The sequence below is a fragment of the Enterococcus sp. LJL99 genome (assembly GCF_054871725.1).
This window is the reverse complement of the sequence record NZ_JBTXLT010000003.1, coordinates 246,189-265,808: the sequence shown is the minus strand read 5'-3', so window position 1 is coordinate 265,808 and position 19,620 is coordinate 246,189. Positions and strand designations below refer to the sequence as shown.

The following is a 19,620-nucleotide window of genomic DNA, read 5'->3' as shown; positions in this document are numbered from 1 at the left end:
GAGGGAAAAAGATGGAGGTAACTAGGATTCACTTAAATGCAACTGCTTACTTTGATACGTATCTACTTCATCGGTCTCAAGAATACAATGTAGGCAAAAAGAAACCATTAGTAGTGGTATGTCCAGGCGGCGGATATGCTTTTACTAGTGATAGAGAAGCAGAAACAATTGCATTGAAATTTAACAGTATTGGTTTAAATAGTGCAGTGTTGTGGTATACGACGAAAGACCAAGTGAAAAATGTGCCACAAAATGCTTTAGTAGAAGCCGCTCAAACGATCAAGTATGTTCGGAAACATGCAGAAGACTGGTTAGTAGATGAAGAAAAAATCATAATTTGTGGCTTTTCGGCTGGCGGGCACTTGGCATTGCAAATGGCTACTCGATGGCATGATCCGCTTCTAGCTGAAAAACTAGATACCACAAATGATTATCTAAAAGTGAATTTAGCGATTTTAGGTTACCCCTTAGTCTGTCAAAAAGAAGCCTTTGCAGAGGATGAATTAGGATTTGGAGCAACATTAATGAAACAACCATTGACAGCTAATGAACGATTTTTTGGAGTGAAAAACCCTTCGTTAGATATCGTAGAAAAAATGAATTGTTTGAATTATGTAAATGAGAAGACGCCGCCAACTTTTCTTTGGCATACGACTGAAGATGTGTTAGTTGATGTCGATCATTCTTTAAAACTTGGGATGAAATTGCGTGAGTCTGACGTTCCGTTTGAAATGCATATCTTTGAAAAAGGGGAACATGGTTTGGCTTTAGCTGATCGAACAACCGCTCGAAAACAAAGCCACTATAATCAGCATGTTGCGAAATGGTTTGAACTTTGCGAAGAGTGGTTAAGTCCTTATATTGATGAAAAGGAAGTGACAGGAATTGAAACTAAAAGTAAATGATAATGGAAGAACATTATTGCGAAACAATCATCATTTCTTTTACTTAGCGGACACATGTTGGAGTGCTTTTACAAGCATTCAAACAGAAGAATGGATCATTTATTTGAAAAAAAGAAAAGCACAAGGGTTTAATACGTTACAAATCAATATTTTGCCACAATGGGATCGAAGTAAGGGGTCATTTGATTTTTTACCTTTTCCTGAGAATGATGGAATTTATGATTTTTCTCAAATCAATGACGCGTATTTTATTCGTGCGCAAGAGTTGTGTCAACTAGCAACAGAGCAAGGATTTACCTTATCCTTAGTAGTACTTTGGGCAAATTATGTCGTTGGAACATGGGCAAGTGATTTAGATCAAGAAAAAAATATCATTCCCTTATCAGCAAGACATACCTATTTTGAGAAGGTCATTGAGTATTTTGATCAATTTTCTCCGATTTATTTTATTGGTGGAGATACCGATTTTCCGACACAAGAAACGATTGAAACATACGAAGATGCGTTTGCTTTTTTTAATAAACACTCGCCAAAAACATTAAAAACGGTTCATATCAAAGGTCGTTTTTACGACATTCCTGAATCAATCATCACTTCATTAGATTTATTTTTATATCAATCGGGGCATAATCGTTCATTTTTAGATATGCCATATTCCTTAGCGGAACAGTTCTATCAACGAACACCTAAACGACCGATTATTAATTCAGAACCTTGTTACGAACAGATGGGGTTTGCTAGAAAAGAATATGGTCGTTTTAGCCAAAAGGATGTTCGTAAAGCAGCTTGGCAATCTATTCTTTCTGGTGCTTGCGCAGGCATTACCTATGGGGCGCATGGTATTTGGAGCTGGCATGGCTTTTCAGCAACTTTTTCAGAAAATATGGGGGAAGCTTTTGATCGTCCAATGCATTGGCCAGATGCATTGCAACTACCAGGTGCCAACGACTATGGATTTATTAAACAGTTTTTCGAATTGTTAGGGATTACTAATTTGATTCCTAAAAATGAGTTGCTTATCAAAGGAGATGAACAAATTCGTATTGCGACGACAGATGATCAATCCTACTACTTGATTTATATTCCGAGTAACACGGCAATTACAGTAGCAATCGATTTTTCGGCGTACCAATTGACTATGATTGATCTAAGTGGGAACCAGTTTTTTAAAGCGGATTACAGAGTGAAGGATAACGAAACAATAATTGAGCCACATACCTGTCAAGAAGATGTGTTGATTATTGCATATAAACGAGGAGTGAGATAAATGGATAAATACATGGATAGTGTTTTAACATTTGCAGACAAAATTTCTAATAACAAATATTTAAAAGCAATTTCAAGCGGGTTGATGGCAACCTTACCGATTAATATTATTGGTTCAATTGCATTATTATTGGCGGTTTTACCGATAGATGCGTGGAAAAACTTTATTACTACAATTCATATTGGAGGTTATTTTTCATTAGGTTATAGTGTTACAGTCGGTCTTATTTCAGTCTATGCTGCCTTTTTAATTGGTCATCGTTTAGCAACAGAATTTCATCAATCACCTATAGCTGGGGGAATCGTCTCATTATTTTCTTTTTTAGTCATGACACCTCTTTTGGTTATAGATGAAGTGAAAACGCTTGATATGAGTAAATTGGGCGCACAAGGCTTGTTTACTGCTATGATTTGTGGGCTTGTTTTTTCAAGAATTTATTGTTTTATTTTAGAAAAAAATGTAACAATCAAGATGCCGACGGGTGTTCCTCAATTTGTTACAGATACATTTGCAGGTCTTATTCCAGCAATTATCACAGGGTTTGTGGCGATTATTATTAGTTGGTTGTTTGGCTTCACGTCATACGGTTCTTTTTCTGACTTTATTTATCAAATTTTGGCAACACCACTACAAAATCTTTCATCTAGTATAGGTTCTTTACTATTTATTATACTGGTACAAATGGTACTTTGGTTTTTTGGTATTCATGGTTCACTTGTTGTTGGAAGCTTTATTACAGCATTATACTTGCCAATGGATGTTCAAAACATGGATGCTTTGGCGATAGGGACACCACGATCAGAATTGCCTAACATTTTGAGTAAATCGTTCTATGATCTATTTGGAGGGATTGGCGGAGCGGGTGGAACGCTTGCTCTAATTATTATGATTTTACTATTTGCTAAATCAAAACAATCAAGAACTGTTGCAAACTTGAGCTTGATTCCTGGCTTTTTCACAATCAATGAGCCGATGGTTTTTGGTTTACCTCTGATTTTAAATCCTATCATGGCAATTCCATTTATCTTAACACCACTATTACAAGCTTCAATCGCTTATGTAGCTATTTGGAGTGGTTTGTTCCCAAGACTTAGTGGAATTCAAGTGCCATTTGGAACACCAATTTTTTTGAATGGATTTTTAGCAGGTGGCTGGCAAATTGCATTATTACAAATCATTTGTGTGTTAGCAGGTTGTATACTTTATCTTCCGTTTGTTAAGTTATTGGATAAAGAGAACCTTAAAAACGAAGCAGTAGCTGCTGAAGAAGAAAAAAGGAAAGAAAATAAGCCAAATCAAGGTGTATCTCAAGAAACAATGAGTTAGGAAATAGTCAGTACTAATTTTCATCATTGTATCCTCTTCAGTTTAATAGGTAACTTCAAAGAATTTTTTTCAAAAAGTATGAGTTTTAATTTTATGTAAAAGAGACAAAAGCGATTTTTGCTTTTGTCTCTTTTATATTTTTTGAAAAAAATGTCGTACGAAACGACATCTTTTGAGATGATTTTTGTTTTTTTGAGGGTAGAATCAAATACGTAGATAAATAAAAAATATGAAGAAAGGATGATTTTTAATGGAACAAATTACGAAGGAAACAGTTGATTCGATGTTGAATGAATGTTTAAAAACCAAAAAAGATGTAGTTGCAAAAAATGCAGTAACTACAAATGGGATATTCAAAGCAGCGGAAAATGGGGCTTCAATTGGATCGAATAACTTTATCTTTTCGATTGATGTTGATTGCGAAAAAGTTGCAAATCAAAATCAAAGTGGTCGTTGTTGGATGTTTGCCTGTCTAAATATTTTACGATTTCATATTGAAAAACAATATAATATGAAAACTGTCGAGTTGTCTCAAAACTATATGTATTTTTGGGACAAACTAGAAAAAGCCAATTATTTTTATGAAAATATTTTAGAAACAGCAACTGACTCTTTAGGCGATCCAGTTGTGCGGTATTTATTAAAAACACCACAACAAGATGGCGGTGATTGGAACTTAATCGTTTCTCTTATTGAAAAGTATGGAGTTGTGCCGAAGGAAGCCATGCCTGAATCAAGTTGTAGTATTAATTCAGCTGAACTAGATACAATGCTTAATAAAAAATTACGTAAAGACGCTGTAAAACTTCGTCAAATGAAAAAGGAACAAGCAACGGAGAGCGAAATTAACCAAGCTAAAGATGAATTAGTTAGAGAAGTATTTCGAATGCTAGTTATTTCATTAGGGATGCCTCCGAAAAAAATCGATTTTTCTTTTTATACGAAAGATAAAACCTATCAAAGTTTTAAACAATTGACACCTTTAGAATTTTACAAAGACTATATTGATTTGGATCTAAGTGAGTATGTAGGAATTATTAATGTGCCAACGGAGGATATGCCGCGTAATACACTATATGAAGTGGCTTACTCTGGCAATATGGTCGATGGCATACCTAATCAATATTTGAACGTAGAAATGAATGAATTAAAAAAGATGACGATTGAGCAGCTTAAAGCGAATGAGCCTGTCTGGTTTGGTTGCGATGTTTTACAATCCAGTGATCGAAATAAAGGAGTAATGGCACACGATTTATACGATTTTGCTACATTATTTGATGTTGATTTTGAAATGACCAAAGGAGAACGTTTTAATTATCAAGAAAGCTTACCAACTCATGCGATGGTTATCAGTGGGGTGGATCTAGACGACAATTTACCAACAAAATGGAAAGTTGAAAATAGTTGGGGCGATAAAGTGGGAGATAATGGCTTTTTTGTAATGGATGATGCATGGATGGATGACTATGTTTTCGAAGTTGTAGTAAAAAAATCATTGTTATCAAAAGAGCAACAAGCAATTTTAATCTCTAAACCAGTTGTTTTACCTTTTTGGAATCCTATGAACCCAATTGCTTAACTAAATGAAAGAAGGAATAGCCATGTGTACAACAGTATTAGTAGGAAAAAAAGCATCAAGAACAGGATCTACAATTATTGCCAGAAATTGTGATACAGAAGCACCGATTCAACCAGTCAAATTTATCACTGTAAAAGAAAACAGTAAAACTACCGGTATCTATCACTCTGTGTTAACAAAATTCTCAGAAAAATATCCATCTAAATCGTTACGGTACCAAATGATTCCTTTTGTCGAAAAAGAAACGTTAGGAATTTTTGGTGAAGCAGGAATCAATTCATTGAATGTGGCAATGAGTTCGACTGAAAGTATTTTTGGGAATACTTTTGTTTTGGCAATTGATCCTTTGACCGAACAAGGACTAGGTGAAGACTCACTATTAAATATGGTTCTACCCTATATTACTTCTGCACGAGAAGGCGTAGAGTATGTTGGGAAATTAATTGAAAAGAATGGCTCTCACGAAGGAAACGGCATTATTTTTAGCGATAAAGATGAAATATGGTATATGGAAATTCCATGCGGTCATCATTGGGTCGCTCAACGGATTCCAGAGGATCATTGTGCGGTGATTGCGAATCAATCAATTATTGAAGAAGTTGACTTTGAAGATGCTGCGAATTTTATGTATTCAAAAGGAATTCAAGCTTTTGTAGAAGAACATGCATTGAACCCAGATTCAGCTACATTTAACTTTAGACATATTTTTGGTACAAGTAATTTGCAAGATCGTAAGTACAATACTGCTCGTGTTTGGTATGGTCAAAAGGTATTTGGACATGAAAATACGAGTCCAATCGCAGACGATATGCCATTTACCTTTAAACCAGCACATAAATTGACCACAGAAGATGTGGGGTATGTGTTAAGTTCTCATTATGATGAAACTAAATATGATCCATTTAATGAAAATGATCTTGTTTCCGCGCGTGCATTTCGACCCATTTCGATGAATCGTACCGCTGAATCACATATGTTAGAAATCAGAAATAATGTCGATCCGGAATTCGCTGCGTTGATTTGGATAAATAGTAGTCCAACTGCTTTTAATCCGTATGTTCCATTCTATGCGAATAGTAACGACACATCATCATTATATAATGATACGTCATTAACCTTCGATATTCATCAAGCGTACTGGGTTTCAAGAACCTTAGCTGTTCTAGTAGAACGTAATTATGACAAATTAGCTTTTTCAAATTTTGGCTATTTATCAAATGCTAAAGCATTAGCTAATCACTTGGTTTATTTAACAGATAATGAAGCGAAAAACTATACAGGTGAAGCATTAACAGAATATTTAACAAAGAAAAACGAAGCGAATGCGCAAGAGATGAACAACAGTGCGATGACACAAATCGGCTCTTTAGTAAGTCAAGGGTTGGGGTTATCTAAACTGACCTTTGATATTACTAAAGATGTCTAAACGATAATAGGAAAGGGAGTCTGAAGAAAATGAACAACAATCAAAATTCAGTAAAAGGAATCAATACTCCTCCTGCTGCATCAGGTAAGGTACCAACAAAATCGCTATCTAAAATCACTTTATTAACTTTTATTGGTTTGACATTTGCGCTTGTTGCGGGTCCGTATTACTCAACTTTAACTGCAACAGGGTGGAATATGTTTTTATACATGGGAATTGCGACAATCGGCTTTGCTTTGCCGATTGCCCTAATTTCTGGTGAATTTGGCACTACTTTTCCAGGAAAAGGCGGGCCTGAATTATGGGTAAAAAATACACTAGGTCCGAAATGGGGTTTTGTCACTTCGTGGCTAATTTGGTGTGCCATGTTTCCAGCTATGACGGTTGTAGGAACGGGATTTGCGCCTACCGTCGCTTTGTTAATAGGAAAAGAAGAACTTATTGAAAATCAAATGTATACATTAATTGTCATTCTTCTATTAGTATGGACGATGACTTTGCTGAACTTAAAATTTGATATGGCCAAAATCAATGGGAAATTTGGTATCTGGCTTGGTTTCTATATTCCAGTCGTGATGCTATTTGTTTTAGGACTATATACATTTATCAAATTTGGTTTTAATCCACACAGTATTTTGGGCACTTTTGAACCTTCAAAATTATTACCGAAATCTTTAACAAGTGGTTCGGGTATGTATTTTAGTGGTGTGATATTTATCTTTTTAGGAATTGAAATGTCCTCTGTTTTCATCACACGTCTAACGAATCCATCTAAGCAATATGCCAAAGGAGTAATTGTTGCTTTAATTATGTTAGCAGTCATGTCTTTAGCAAATTCATTCTTAGTCGCAAACGTTGTTCCAGCGGGAAAAATTCAATTAAATAATGGCGTTCAACCTTTACAATTATTTGCAGAACGCTTAGGTTTGCCATATATCTTAGTACAAATTTTCTGTTTAATGACAATCGTCAGTGTATTAACAAATATGTCTACTTGGTTTGTTAGTGCATCAAAAACAATTACAGAAAGTGCCATCAGCGGAGATTTCCCACCCAAATTTAACTTTTGGAAAACAAACAAATTTAATGCTTGCCCAACGTTATTAATTGTCCAAGCAGTTGCGATTTCTTTGCTATCAGTAGCTTATGTCATTATTCCTGGCATCAATAAAGTGTTTATCATTATTACAAATAGTGGAACTGTCATCTATTGTTTAGCGTATGCGTTAATGACGATTGGTTACATGAGTATGAGAAAACATAATACAAATGAAACACATCCATTCCGTGTTGGGAAAAAAGGTAATGGGTTAGCTTATTTCTTCTCAATCTTATTATTGATTACTATTGTATTTGCATTAACAATAACATTTATGAACAATACCTTGTTAAATTTAGTATTTGTTCTTGTATTTTCAGGTATTATCTTTGTTATTCCGTTAATCATTTATAAAAATAGAAAAGAAAGTTGGAAAAATAATCCAGCTAATTCAGAAGTTATAAATAAAACAAATTAAGTAAATGAATACCGTTCGCACCGAATAGGGTCTCTAATTAAGTGAACGGTATTTTTATTGGAGGGATTAAAATGGCTACGACAAATCAGACAGTAACTAGTAATGGAGCTGGCGATTCAAATAAAAACAAATTGTCTTTTATCTCAATTTATTTTTTAGGAATTAATGCAATTGTTGGGTCAGGTGCTTTTTTATTACCACAAGAAATCTATAAAGACATGGGTGTTATGAGTGTCGTTGTCCTATTATGTGCGGCGATTACAGTTAGTATGATTGCCTTGTGTTATGCAGATCTATCAAGTCGCTTTTCTGGATCAGGTGCGGCTTGGTTATATTCTTATAATGCATTTGGAAAATTCACTGGGTTTCAAATTGGTCTGTTTTCTTGGTTTTTAGGCTGTTTAACTTTATCAGCAGAATCTGTTGCGTTACTACGAACATTGAAAAATATTTTTCCAGTGTTAGGAAGTAACACGGTTAAAATCCTATTTCCAGCTTGTTTAATCATTTTATTAGCGGTCATCAATATGTTTGGGACGTCACTTGTGAAATTGATTAATAGTGTTTCTTCTGCATTTAAGATATTTATCATTGTATTCTTTATCGTATTAGGTGCTTTTTTTATTAAAAGTACTAACTTTTCACCAATTGTTCCTAGTACAGTTACGGATACACATAGTTTTATGAGTCATTTTGGGTCAGCATTTAGTGTAGTATTCTATATGTTTAGCGGTTTTTCGTTTATTCCAGTAGCAGCGGCACAAATGAAAAATCCCGAAAAAAATATTCCTAAAGCATTGATTTATGTGATGATTAGTGTAACGGTCTTATATACGTTGGTTCAAGTTGTTGCTATCGGAATTTTAGGAACAACGATCGTAAAATACGATGTACCGATTGCTGAAGCAATGAAAATCGGTGTGGGTCAATGGGCATATGCAATTATTATCTTAGGAATGTTGATTTCTATCTTTGGTGTGGCATTTGCTGTTTCATTTAGTACACCAGCACTAGCCGCTTCTTTAGCAGAAGAACATAATTTGTTACCGGCATCAATTGGGAAAAAAAATAAATATGGTGCGCCTTTTATTGCCGTGATTGTTACCTCAATCATCAGTATTGTAATGACTCAATTTAGTTATATTTTCTTAGTTTCTTGTATTGTATTAGTTTCATTTATCCAATATGTACCGTCCATTCTTGCAGTCATTAAGTTTAAAAAGACTAAACAATTTCCTAATAATGGTTTCAGTCTAAAAGGTGGTTATCTTGTACCGATTTTAGCGTTAGCCATTTCTATGTATCTATTAACTAACTTCAAATTGAATGTCGTTTTAGTAATGGCAGTAGTTTTTGCTTTAGGGGTCATTGTTTATTTTGCTAAAATTAAGAACAATGAAGGGTGATGAGTTTGTGCTAAACGTGAATCTAAAAGAAGCACAGAAAATAGAAAAATTAGGTGTGTTTGAAATTAATCAACAATTACTAGCATTAGCACAAGAAAATAGATGTGGCTTAACTGTTACTAAAGGAAGTTCAAATTGGACAACTCAAAGGCGTAACTAGTCAGTGGTAGTAATTGTTCTGCGCGAAGCGCTCATTCTCAAACAATTGATTTAAGCTTTTTATACGAGTAAAAATAGTTAGAGATAAATTAATCATGAAGACCAGCTAGATTCGAAGTATCAGTGAATTTAGCTGGTTCTTCCTTTTTTATTGTACTAAGCAATTATGTACAAAAATAGGAAAGATTTTTCTTAGATAGTTAGTAATTTCTAGTTGGAGGTTTTCAAATTTTTATTTGTGTTGTTTATTTCCGTAGGTATTTCGTTTGAGCTTTTTTAGTTTTTCTATGGTTTTTTTTTGCACAGCTAGTAAAAATTGTAGCTTTTTAATCATTTTTGGCCAAATTGGTATTGGAATCAGCTTCCTTTTATCTCAGTCCATTTTTTACCCAAAGGATTGTCTTTAGTATAATATATTTTTCCCGCTATTGATTTACTTATAGATATGCTAAAATAGAAACGTATGTACGCATTAAAAGCGTAAGTGAGAAAGGTGAAAAAATGTACGAATATATCATTGGAAAAGTGACGTTTATCAGTCCTTACTATATTGTTGTTGAAACAAATGGAATTGGGTATCAAATTTCGGTTAGTAATCCATATCGTTATTCTGGTAAAACAGAGACAGAAATGAAATTGTACTTACATCAAGTGATTCGAGAAGATGCTCATTTACTTTATGGATTTAACGATTTGGAAGAAAAGCAGCTTTTTCTAAAGTTGATCAGTGTTTCTGGGATCGGACCGAAAAGTGGGTTGGCGATCATGGCTTCAGAGGATCATGGCGGTTTGATCAATGCCATTGAAAATGAAGATGCTACCTATTTGACTAAGTTTCCAGGCGTGGGTAAAAAAACCGCGCAACAAATGATTCTTGATTTGAAAGGTAAACTTGGCGAGTTAGAAACATCAGCAGTAGCTGTTCAAGCAATGGCAGATACTTCAGTCAGCGTAGCACACAATCAATCATTAGCAGAAGCAATCGAAGCGTTAAGTGCGTTAGGCTATAGCGAAAAAGAAATTAAACGAGTAACACCTAAATTAGAAGAACTAGAGCCGCAACAAACAGATGATTATTTACGTAATGCGTTGAAATTAATGATGAAACGCTAAGGAGGAAGGGTTATGACAGAAGAGGAACGCTTACTTTCAGGGGAAAGTTCTGAAGGGGAAGAATCACTTGAAAAATCACTACGACCACAATACTTAGCGCAATATATCGGTCAAAATAAAGTCAAACAAGAGTTGACAATCTATATCGAAGCCGCTCGTAATCGTGAAGAAGCATTAGATCATACGTTACTTTATGGTCCTCCCGGTTTGGGAAAAACGACAATGGCAATGGTGATTGCCAATGAAATGCGCGTCAATATTCGTACGACGAGTGGCCCTGCTATCGAACGACCGGGTGATCTAGTCGCTATTTTAAATGAATTAGAACCAGGCGATGTTTTGTTTATTGATGAAATTCATCGTTTACCTCGAGTGGTAGAAGAAATGTTGTATTCTGCAATGGAAGATTTTTATGTTGATATTATGGTGGGACAAGGAACAACGGCACACCCAGTTCATTTTCCATTGCCACCATTTACTTTAATTGGAGCAACAACGCGAGCAGGAATGTTATCTGCTCCCTTGCGTGATCGCTTTGGAATTATTTCGCATATGGAATATTATACCGATTTAGATTTAAAAGAAATTGTTTTACGTTCTGCGGATATTTTTCAAACAGAAATCGTTGAAGAGGGAGCTTTTGAAATCGCCCGCCGATCAAGAGGAACCCCGCGAATTGCCAATCGACTGTTAAAACGTGTTCGTGATTTTGCTCAAGTTCAATCGGATGGTGTAATCAATCGAGAGATCGCTGATCAAGCATTAATCCTTTTACAAGTAGATAATCAAGGATTAGATTATGTGGATCAAAAATTATTAAAAACGATGATCGAATTGTATGGTGGCGGTCCAGTTGGTCTAAGTACACTTTCAGTGAATATAAGTGAAGAAACCGAAACAGTTGAAGATATGTATGAACCTTATTTGATCCAAAAGGGATTTATTAAACGTACCCCTAGAGGGCGAGTAGTCACAGAATTAGCTTATCAACATTTTGGCTATGACTCACTGTATCAAGAAGAATGATGAAGTCGCTCAAATAGTTTTTTGAACGTGAACAAGTTAAATTGAAATAAATCTTTTATAAAGTTCAAACCAGTAATCAATCACGAAGTCTATTTTTAAAATTTGTGGTTGGTTGCTTTTTTGTGTTTTTGTATCTTAAATCTTTACAGGAATCATTATCGAAAAAAGTGAACAAAATCTTTCTAATCGTTGCGCTATCTAGTACAGTTATCTGTTTTTGTATAGATAACACAGATTTTTAATGGTTATGTTTTGTAGTTTTAAAACATCGCTATTAGAATGAAGGTATCAATGTAGAGGAGGACGTATTATGAATCATTCTAACGGGAATTATCAAGCATTTATCACACCAGAAAAGCCACAAAATAGTGACAAAAAATCAGCTTATTTAGTGGGATCAGGACTTGCTTCACTTGCTGCAGCCGTGTTTTTAATTCGGGATGGACAAATGGATGGTAGTAAAATTCATGTATTAGAGGAATTACCTTTGCCAGGTGGAAGTTTAGATGGAGCGATGAGACCTAAAGATGGATTTGTTATGAGAGGTGGTCGAGAAATGGAGGAACATTTCGAAACTCTTTGGGATTTATTCCGTTCGATTCCTTCACTGGATTCTCCAGGACTATCTGTTTTGGATGAATTTTATCGTTTGAATTTAAATGACCCAAGTTTTTCTCATACGCGAGTAATTGAAAATAGAGGGCAACAATTAGCTACCGATGGGCAACTTACTTTATCTGAAAAATCGATCAAAGAAATTATTGAATTAACTTTAATGACTGAAGAAGAACTAAATGATAAAAAAATAAATGAAGTCTTTAGTGCCGAGTTTTTTGAGTCGAATTTTTGGCTCTATTGGGCAACGATGTTTGCTTTTGAACAATGGGCTTCTGCTATGGAAATGCGCCGCTATTTACTCCGCTTTGTACATCAAATCGCTACGTTATCTAACATGTCTGCTTTACGATTCACTAAGTATAATCAGTATGAATCCTTAGTCTTACCTTTAATCAGTTACTTAAAAGAACATGGGGTAAACTTTGAATACAATACAACGGTTACTAATATTTTGGTTGAAGAACAGGGCAATGAAAAAGTTGCAACTAAGTTGTTTAAAGTAGTGAATGGTCAGGAAGAGATCGTTCAGTTGACTAAAGAGGATCTAATCTTTGTGACAAATGGATCGATCACTGAAAGTACAACTTATGGCAACAGTACAACTGCTCCTTCTAAGCAATATGAATTAGGAACTGCTTGGTCTTTATGGCAAAACTTAGCCAAACAATTCCCAGAATTTGGGAATCCTGATAAGTTTTGTAAAAATATTCCAGAAGAAAATTGGGTAATTTCTGGAACTATAACGCTAAAAGATGATCGAGCAATTCCGTATATTAAAAATATTAGTAAAAAAGATCCTCATAGTGGATCGATTGTAACTAGTGGACCAGTCACAATCAAGGATTCTAGTTGGTTATATGGCTATTCTATAAGTCGTCAACCAGTGTTTAAAGCGCAAAACGAGAATGAAACAATTGTTTGGGTATATGGCTTACTTTCTACTACAGAAGGTGATTATGTTAAGAAAAAAATAACTGACTGTACTGGGATTGAATTATGCAAAGAATGGTTGTATCACATTGGTGTACCACAGGATGAAATCGAGGATATTGCAACAAATGGCGCAACTACAGTGCCAGCACATATGCCATATATCACTTCTTATTTTATGCCAAGAGCTGTTGGTGATCGACCTTTGGTTGTCCCGCAAGGATCTCAAAATTTAGCTTTTATTGGAAATTTTGCCGAAACTGAACGCGATACCGTCTTTACCACGGAATATTCTGTTCGAACAGCTATGGAAGCCGTATATACCTTCTTAGATATTAAACGAGGGGTTCCAGAAGTTTATGGTTCTGCTTTTGATGCACGAATTTTATTGCAAACAATTTACTATCTTAACGACCATAACAATTTATCAGAAATAAAATTGCCTTTAATTGAAAAAGAAATAGAGAAGCATACGCTTAAGAAAATTAAAGGTTCTTATCTTGAAGAACTTTTAAAAAATGCAAAATTACTTTGATTTGAGTAATTTTTTACTCACAGTACTATTGAGTAAATCTTCACTAGAAATGCTTTAATTGGTACGGATAGATTGAAAATCTTTTTGACTTTTATAAAGAGAGCAAGGAGATATACGCGATAACTCGCTAAAATGACAAAAAAGAGAGTGGGACAATAGTCAGCAAAAATCTGATTATTGCCCACTCTCGTTTTAGTTTGAACAAACTATATATTAGAAAGAAAAAGAGGATTAAGTTATACTTATATAGAAACGTGTGTTCTTATTGTTGTTAAAGGTTGTTTTAGATGTTTGTTACTAAAAGGTTAGCAGCAAACAAAAAAGTGCGTACTTTTTTATTCAAGTAGAAACAGTCATACTTGAAAGTATAAAATTTTTGTTGATAGAAGAATGATCTGTTGTTTTATGTATCACACTAAAATTTTACAGAAGGAGTGAACCAATGATTGAATTTAATCATGTAACCAAAAAGTATGGTGATCAGCTTGTCTTAAAAGAAATGAATTTAACAATTGCAGATGGTGAGTTTTTTGTTTTGGTTGGACCCAGCGGGAGTGGCAAGACGACAACACTTAAAATGATTAATCGTTTAATTGAACCAACGACAGGTGATATTTATTTTAATGGAAAAAGGTTGATTGATTATCCATTAAGAGAACTTCGATTAACTATTGGGTACGTTTTGCAACAGATTGCTTTGTTTCCTAATTTGACGGTTGCGGAAAATATTGAATTGATTCCAGAGATGAAAAAATGGTCAAAAGAACAACGACGAGAAAGAGTGACAGAATTATTGCAAATGGTTCAATTAGCTCCAGAAGACTATGCGCATCGAAAACCAGCAGAACTTTCTGGTGGAGAACAGCAACGAATAGGGATTTTACGAGCCATCGCAGCTAAGCCGGATATTATTTTAATGGATGAACCGTTTAGTGCGTTAGATCCGATTTCTAGAGAGCAATTGCAGACTTTGATCAAGGAACTTCATCAAGAATTAGCGAGTACCATTGTTTTTGTGACCCATGATATGAATGAAGCAGTTCGTTTAGGTGATCGAATTTGTATTATGAATGAAGGCTCAGTGGTTCAAACAGATACGCCAGATGAAATTCGTCGTCATCCGATTTCTGATTTTGTTGCTCATTTTTTCAAAGAAGATGCAGCGAATATCGAAAATTATTGTGTAGTCGATTTAATTGAATTTCTTGAAGTAAGTGAGGAATCGAGAACGAATCATCCGCTAGTTGCCAAAGAAACGAACTTAGTAAAAGTCATTCAACAAATCAATGCAGAAGGACCTTTAATGGTAGTAGTCGCTGAAAATCAACAGGCGATAATTGATGAACAGGTGATTTTACGTTTTATAGAAGCCAAAATGGGAAAAGTGGAGGCTGAGTATGACTAATTTAATAGCGACTTTTACAGAGCGCAAAGAAGAATATATTCAAGCATTAGTAGAACATATCCAATTGTCATTACTATCCCTTTTGATTGCGATAGTGATTGCCATTCCAACGGCAATTATTTTGCTTAAGTCCAAAAAAATTGCTGAAATTATTTTACAAATTTCAGGAATTTTTCAAACGATTCCTTCGCTTGCGTTGTTAGGGTTATTGATTCCAATTATTGGAATCGGAACACCACCAGCAATTATTGCGTTGGTTATTTACGCAATTTTTCCGATTTTACAAAATACTTATACGGGATTAACTGAAATTGATCCATCACTAAAAGAAGCAGCAGAAGCTTTTGGAATGAGTAGAAAAGAAAAATTAGTGAAATTTGAAATTCAGTTAGCGTTACCTTATATTATATCTGGTATTCGAACGGCAACCGTTTTAATCATTGGCACAGCGACTTTAGCAGCATTGATTGGAGCAGGGGGGTTAGGAACATTTATTTTATTAGGAATTGATCGCAACAATATTTCTTTAATATTAATTGGCGCAATTTCTTCAGCAGTTTTAGCCGTTCTTTTTAATTACGGGATTCATTTACTTGAAAAAGCTAGTATTAAAAAGATTTTCGGTGCTTTTTTACTATTACTGGTATTATTGGGTGGCTCTTTCTGGTATATGAACCGAGGATCTGAAGATAAACAAATAACAATTGCAGGAAAATTGGGCTCAGAACCAGATATTATTATTAATATGTATAAAGAATTGATTGAAGAGAATAGTGATATCAAGGTTAATTTAAAACCTAATTTCGGTAAAACAAGCTTTCTTTACAGTGCATTGACCTCTGGCGAAATCGATATCTATCCTGAATTTACTGGGACGGTGCTAGAAACATTTATTCCAAACAATACCAATACTTCACGTGATCCCCGAGAAGTTTATGAATATGCGCGCGATGCAATCAAAAAAGAAGCAGACTTAGTGTACTTAGATCCAATGCTTTTTGAGAATACCTATGCCATTGCGGTGAAAAAAAGTTTTGCTGAAGAAAATGGATTAGAAACGATTGAAGACTTGAAAAAAGTGCAGAGTCAAGCAACAGCAGGATTTACTTTGGAATTTAATGATCGTGAGGATGGTAATCGAGGCTTACAAACAGTCTATGGCTTATCGTTGAATGTGAAATCGATGGAACCTTCTTTGCGCTACCAGGCAATTAATAATGGAGATGTTGCAATCGTGGATGCTTATTCAACCGATAGTGAGCTGAAACAATATGATTTAGTCACGTTAAAAGACAATAAACGTCTTTTTCCACCTTATCAAGGCGCACCATTAATGAAAGCTGAAACATTGGAAAAATATCCAGAGTTAGAAGGTATTTTAAACCAATTAGCTGGCAAAATCACAGAAGAAGAAATGAGCGAAATGAATTATCAAGTCAATGTCGAACAAAAAGATCCAGCAGTTGTTGCACATGATTATTTAATCGAACATGGATTTTTGGAAAGATAACCTGTGTGTAATTCAGACTGTTTAATATATTTTTTAGCTAAATAACGATTCTGAAAAGTTGTAGACAAGCAGTGATGATTATTTTATTTAATTAGTAAAAAAATAAAAATAGATGTTGGTATAGAAACAATCAGCTCTGGATAGTTGGAAATTGTGCTATCTGGAGTTGATTATTATTTTTCATCACTCAAATTAATTAATCCATTTTAAAGAACAATATAAAGAATAAAATTTGAATGCTAAAGATTTGTTTTGTCTAAAAAAAAAGTGTCTAACCAATGATAAGGTATTTAAGGAAAGGAAATTTGATGAAATTTCGCAAATAGATGTGTCGAAAAAATTCTAGAAATAACGATAGTATAATTTAAATAAATAGGTCAAAAGAACAGTAATGATATGTTTTTCCCTATTTATATTTTAAATTATACTTTGTTTGTGCTAGAAAAAATAAAAAATTATACGAATACATTTTAAATTAATAGTGTATTCAATCATGCGGAATTCAATTTTGTAACGTTTACTTCTATTGTACTATGATATTTTTATTAAAAAGATATTTTTCTATATTTCTTTTTAATTTTCTAATGAAATCCATTTTCAGTTCATTTATTATAAAAATCAAAAATATTTACAAATAATAGTAAATGAGTTATGTTAATAAGCGGATGATAGTTAATTATCCTGTAGCTATAAATTTATGAGTATATTTATATTAATTTAGATATAATTTGGGTGGTGGATGAAGTGGGAAGAAAACTATATATATTGTTATTTATATTTTTGATTTTTGGACTCGCCAGTCAACCAGTATGTGCGATGAGTGAAAGTAGCGATGATAGTTCATTATCAGAAAGTAAAGATGATAATCAAACTCAAGAGACAAATTCTAGTTACAGCTCAAATAGTAGTGAAGTGGTTGAAGCAACAAAAGATTCAACAAAAATGACGCAACAAGAAACTAGTGAAAATTCAATAGAATCAAATGATAAAATTTCTGAAAATGACAATATTGAAGCGACTGCTCTTTTAACAGGGATAGGGACAGTGGACAATCCTGTGATAGTGACAAATGCGAAGGAGTTGAACGAAGCGTTTCAGCTTGCGATTCCCGAAGGACAAACACAAATTACTATCCAGCTAGGTAATGACATTGTTTATACAAATAGTGATACCTATTTTACGATTAATAAAAATACCACTTTAGATGGAAATGGCCATGCTATTTTATATAATGGGACATCATACTCAACTCGTCATTTTCAAACAGGAGCCAATGGAATCAATATTACATATAAGAATATTCAATTTGGTAACGAAACTTATCCGAATAGTAACTATTATGGTATTTTGTATACAAATAATAGTAATGTTTCGCTCACAATGGAAAATATAAACTATAACATTAACAAAGGAGCGCAGCCTTTTTGGGGAAATAACAATGTAAATAATACGCTGACCTTTAAAGGTAAAAATACTTTCCATTCTTCTGGCTCTACTTCTGGTGGAGAATTTGTAGAAGGATTTCGCCAAGTCGTATTTTCAGCATCCAGTCAAACGACTATTTACAATGATACAACCGATTCTTTAGCTCTTTTTTATAGTACAAGCCAAGTTATTACTGTAGAAGAGAACGCTTCTGTTGATATTGAAACAAGTAAAAGAGATTTAACTTATGCTGGTGGATCATTATCAGTAGCAAAACAAGGTTCGTTTAACTATCATGCTATACATGGAACAAATTATTCGTCATCGTCAACGACCTTATCAAATTCTGGTACTGTATTACTTAGTTTTGACGAAGATGCAACTGGGAAATTTACAACTTCTGCTAACTCTTTTAGCGGAAGTAACCCAACAGTAAACGTGACATCTCCCGATTATGTCCTCTTTGATACAGATGATTCATCAAAAAAAGCCTTAGGAAGTATGAGTATTAATGTTGCTAGAAAAGATACAGATAACTATAAATATATTACTAGTTACCTTATTAGTGGAGAACAAAAAACTTTACGACCTAATTTAGCTTCAGGTGCGACTGAAACTATTAGTTCATCGAGTATTTCAAACGGACAATCTGTTTTATACGGGCGTGTTCCTGCAATAACTGATTTTTCTGCTAAAGCTAAAGTTGGTCCAAATGTTAGCAGTGTTGATGCCATGATTAACCAATGGTCTCCAGAGAAAACACAAAGTGAAGTAGTCTACTATAAATTATCAGATCAAAGGCTTTACACGGGGAATGATATTACTTCGGACACTTCTCAACAGAGTATTGAAAAAAGCAATGGATTAGCTAATACCAGTGTTAAAGCTGATAGTGTCGGAGAATCCACAAGCTATAGTTTTACGAACTTGAATCCTAAAAAATATTATACTTATGCAAAAGCTGATGATCATCGTGTACCCGGTTATTTGCTGTATAGTCCTTGGACTGAACAAACGAGTGAAGTCCCGATTTATAAGAGCCTGACATTGCCAACAGACGGAATATCTTTTATCAGTCCTATTCCAGGAAGTTTTAATACAAAACAAACAACGAATAATTATACGATTATCAATCAAGGAAATGTACCGATGTCCATTGATTTAAAAAAATTAACTAAGAATTCTAATAGTTCATTAGAAATTGATTTAGTTTCTCAGTTTGTTACAAGAAACCAAGAATTGACCTTAAATCTTATTGGTGAAAATACTGGAACAAACCAACAAGTTTCCTGGGATTCACTGACAGAGGGCAGTACGCCAACGAGTGATCCGTTAACTATTAATCCATATTGGCAAGAAAATCAAGCAATACTTTATTTTAATGGGAACTATTCTGGACCCTTGATTGGTCCTCAGAAGATTAGTTATGTATTATCGTTTGATATAAAAACAAAAAATGATGGGTAGGTGAAA

14 protein-coding genes are annotated in these 19,620 nt (G+C 34.2%); all 14 read left to right on the top strand.

Annotated features, from left to right (window positions below; translation table 11 throughout):
• The first annotated feature begins 11 nt into the window (after nucleotides 1–11).
• The 14 genes from ACYSNW_RS06530 (at nucleotide 12) to ACYSNW_RS06465 (ending at nucleotide 19,614) form a co-directional block, all read left to right on the top strand.
• Nucleotides 12–905, top strand: coding sequence for an alpha/beta hydrolase (locus ACYSNW_RS06530; protein ID WP_461743680.1), 894 nt, complete (start codon nucleotides 12–14; stop codon nucleotides 903–905).
• Complete coding sequence (locus ACYSNW_RS06525; protein ID WP_461743679.1) at nucleotides 886–2,172, top strand: apiosidase-like domain-containing protein; 1,287 nt, start codon at nucleotides 886–888, stop codon at nucleotides 2,170–2,172. Before ACYSNW_RS06530 ends, ACYSNW_RS06525 begins: the two co-directional genes overlap by 20 nt.
• The gene (locus ACYSNW_RS06520) at nucleotides 2,173–3,498 is read left to right on the top strand and encodes a PTS sugar transporter subunit IIC (RefSeq protein WP_461743678.1); all 1,326 of its coding nucleotides are present in this window, start codon (nucleotides 2,173–2,175) and stop codon (nucleotides 3,496–3,498) included.
• Nucleotides 3,499–3,748: 250 nt separating this feature from the next.
• A complete protein-coding gene (locus tag ACYSNW_RS06515; RefSeq protein ID WP_461743677.1) occupies nucleotides 3,749–5,077 on the top strand; it encodes a C1 family peptidase in 1,329 nt (442 codons plus the stop codon).
• A gap of 22 nt (nucleotides 5,078–5,099) precedes the next feature.
• On the top strand, nucleotides 5,100–6,503 hold the full coding sequence (locus ACYSNW_RS06510; RefSeq protein WP_461743676.1) for a C69 family dipeptidase: 1,404 nt from the start codon (nucleotides 5,100–5,102) through the stop codon (nucleotides 6,501–6,503).
• A 29-nt stretch (nucleotides 6,504–6,532) separates the two neighbouring features.
• Nucleotides 6,533–8,020 (top strand): amino acid permease, encoded by a 1,488-nt coding sequence (locus ACYSNW_RS06505; RefSeq protein ID WP_461743675.1) that lies wholly within the window; start codon nucleotides 6,533–6,535, stop codon nucleotides 8,018–8,020.
• A 71-nt stretch (nucleotides 8,021–8,091) separates the two neighbouring features.
• On the top strand, nucleotides 8,092–9,426 hold the full coding sequence (locus ACYSNW_RS06500) for an APC family permease (protein WP_461743674.1): 1,335 nt from the start codon (nucleotides 8,092–8,094) through the stop codon (nucleotides 9,424–9,426).
• Nucleotides 9,427–9,433: 7 nt separating this feature from the next.
• Complete coding sequence (locus ACYSNW_RS06495; RefSeq protein ID WP_461743673.1) at nucleotides 9,434–9,586, top strand: hypothetical protein; 153 nt, start codon at nucleotides 9,434–9,436, stop codon at nucleotides 9,584–9,586.
• A gap of 500 nt (nucleotides 9,587–10,086) precedes the next feature.
• Nucleotides 10,087–10,698, top strand: a complete 612-nt coding sequence (ruvA, locus tag ACYSNW_RS06490; protein ID WP_461743672.1) for a Holliday junction branch migration protein RuvA — start codon at nucleotides 10,087–10,089, stop codon at nucleotides 10,696–10,698.
• Between the two features lie 12 nt (nucleotides 10,699–10,710).
• Nucleotides 10,711–11,724 (top strand): Holliday junction branch migration DNA helicase RuvB, encoded by a 1,014-nt coding sequence (gene ruvB, locus ACYSNW_RS06485; RefSeq protein ID WP_461743671.1) that lies wholly within the window; start codon nucleotides 10,711–10,713, stop codon nucleotides 11,722–11,724.
• A gap of 310 nt (nucleotides 11,725–12,034) precedes the next feature.
• Nucleotides 12,035–13,807, top strand: a complete 1,773-nt coding sequence (locus tag ACYSNW_RS06480) for an oleate hydratase (protein WP_461743670.1) — start codon at nucleotides 12,035–12,037, stop codon at nucleotides 13,805–13,807.
• 442 nt (nucleotides 13,808–14,249) lie between these two features.
• On the top strand, nucleotides 14,250–15,212 hold the full coding sequence (locus tag ACYSNW_RS06475) for an ABC transporter ATP-binding protein (RefSeq protein WP_461743669.1): 963 nt from the start codon (nucleotides 14,250–14,252) through the stop codon (nucleotides 15,210–15,212).
• Nucleotides 15,205–16,722: an ABC transporter permease/substrate-binding protein gene (locus tag ACYSNW_RS06470; protein WP_461743668.1), complete on the top strand. Its 1,518-nt coding sequence runs from the start codon at nucleotides 15,205–15,207 to the stop codon at nucleotides 16,720–16,722. Before ACYSNW_RS06475 ends, ACYSNW_RS06470 begins: the two co-directional genes overlap by 8 nt.
• A gap of 744 nt (nucleotides 16,723–17,466) precedes the next feature.
• Nucleotides 17,467–19,614, top strand: coding sequence for a hypothetical protein (locus tag ACYSNW_RS06465; RefSeq protein ID WP_461743667.1), 2,148 nt, complete (start codon nucleotides 17,467–17,469; stop codon nucleotides 19,612–19,614).
• The last annotated feature ends 6 nt before the right edge of the window (nucleotides 19,615–19,620 follow it).

Excerpts from the sequence above, each read along its gene's own strand:
- ACYSNW_RS06530 (WP_461743680.1), top strand. The coding sequence starts at position 12 with ATGGAGGTAACTAGGATTCACTTAAATGCAACTGCTTACTTTGATACG.
- ACYSNW_RS06520 (WP_461743678.1), top strand. The coding sequence starts at position 2,173 with ATGGATAAATACATGGATAGTGTTTTAACATTTGCAGACAAAATTTCT.
- ACYSNW_RS06515 (WP_461743677.1), top strand. The coding sequence starts at position 3,749 with ATGGAACAAATTACGAAGGAAACAGTTGATTCGATGTTGAATGAATGT.
- ACYSNW_RS06510 (WP_461743676.1), top strand. The coding sequence starts at position 5,100 with ATGTGTACAACAGTATTAGTAGGAAAAAAAGCATCAAGAACAGGATCT.
- ACYSNW_RS06505 (WP_461743675.1), top strand. The coding sequence starts at position 6,533 with ATGAACAACAATCAAAATTCAGTAAAAGGAATCAATACTCCTCCTGCT.
- ACYSNW_RS06500 (WP_461743674.1), top strand. The coding sequence starts at position 8,092 with ATGGCTACGACAAATCAGACAGTAACTAGTAATGGAGCTGGCGATTCA.
- ruvA (WP_461743672.1), top strand. The coding sequence starts at position 10,087 with ATGTACGAATATATCATTGGAAAAGTGACGTTTATCAGTCCTTACTAT.
- ruvB (WP_461743671.1), top strand. The coding sequence starts at position 10,711 with ATGACAGAAGAGGAACGCTTACTTTCAGGGGAAAGTTCTGAAGGGGAA.
- ACYSNW_RS06480 (WP_461743670.1), top strand. The coding sequence starts at position 12,035 with ATGAATCATTCTAACGGGAATTATCAAGCATTTATCACACCAGAAAAG.
- ACYSNW_RS06475 (WP_461743669.1), top strand. The coding sequence starts at position 14,250 with ATGATTGAATTTAATCATGTAACCAAAAAGTATGGTGATCAGCTTGTC.
- ACYSNW_RS06470 (WP_461743668.1), top strand. The coding sequence starts at position 15,205 with ATGACTAATTTAATAGCGACTTTTACAGAGCGCAAAGAAGAATATATT.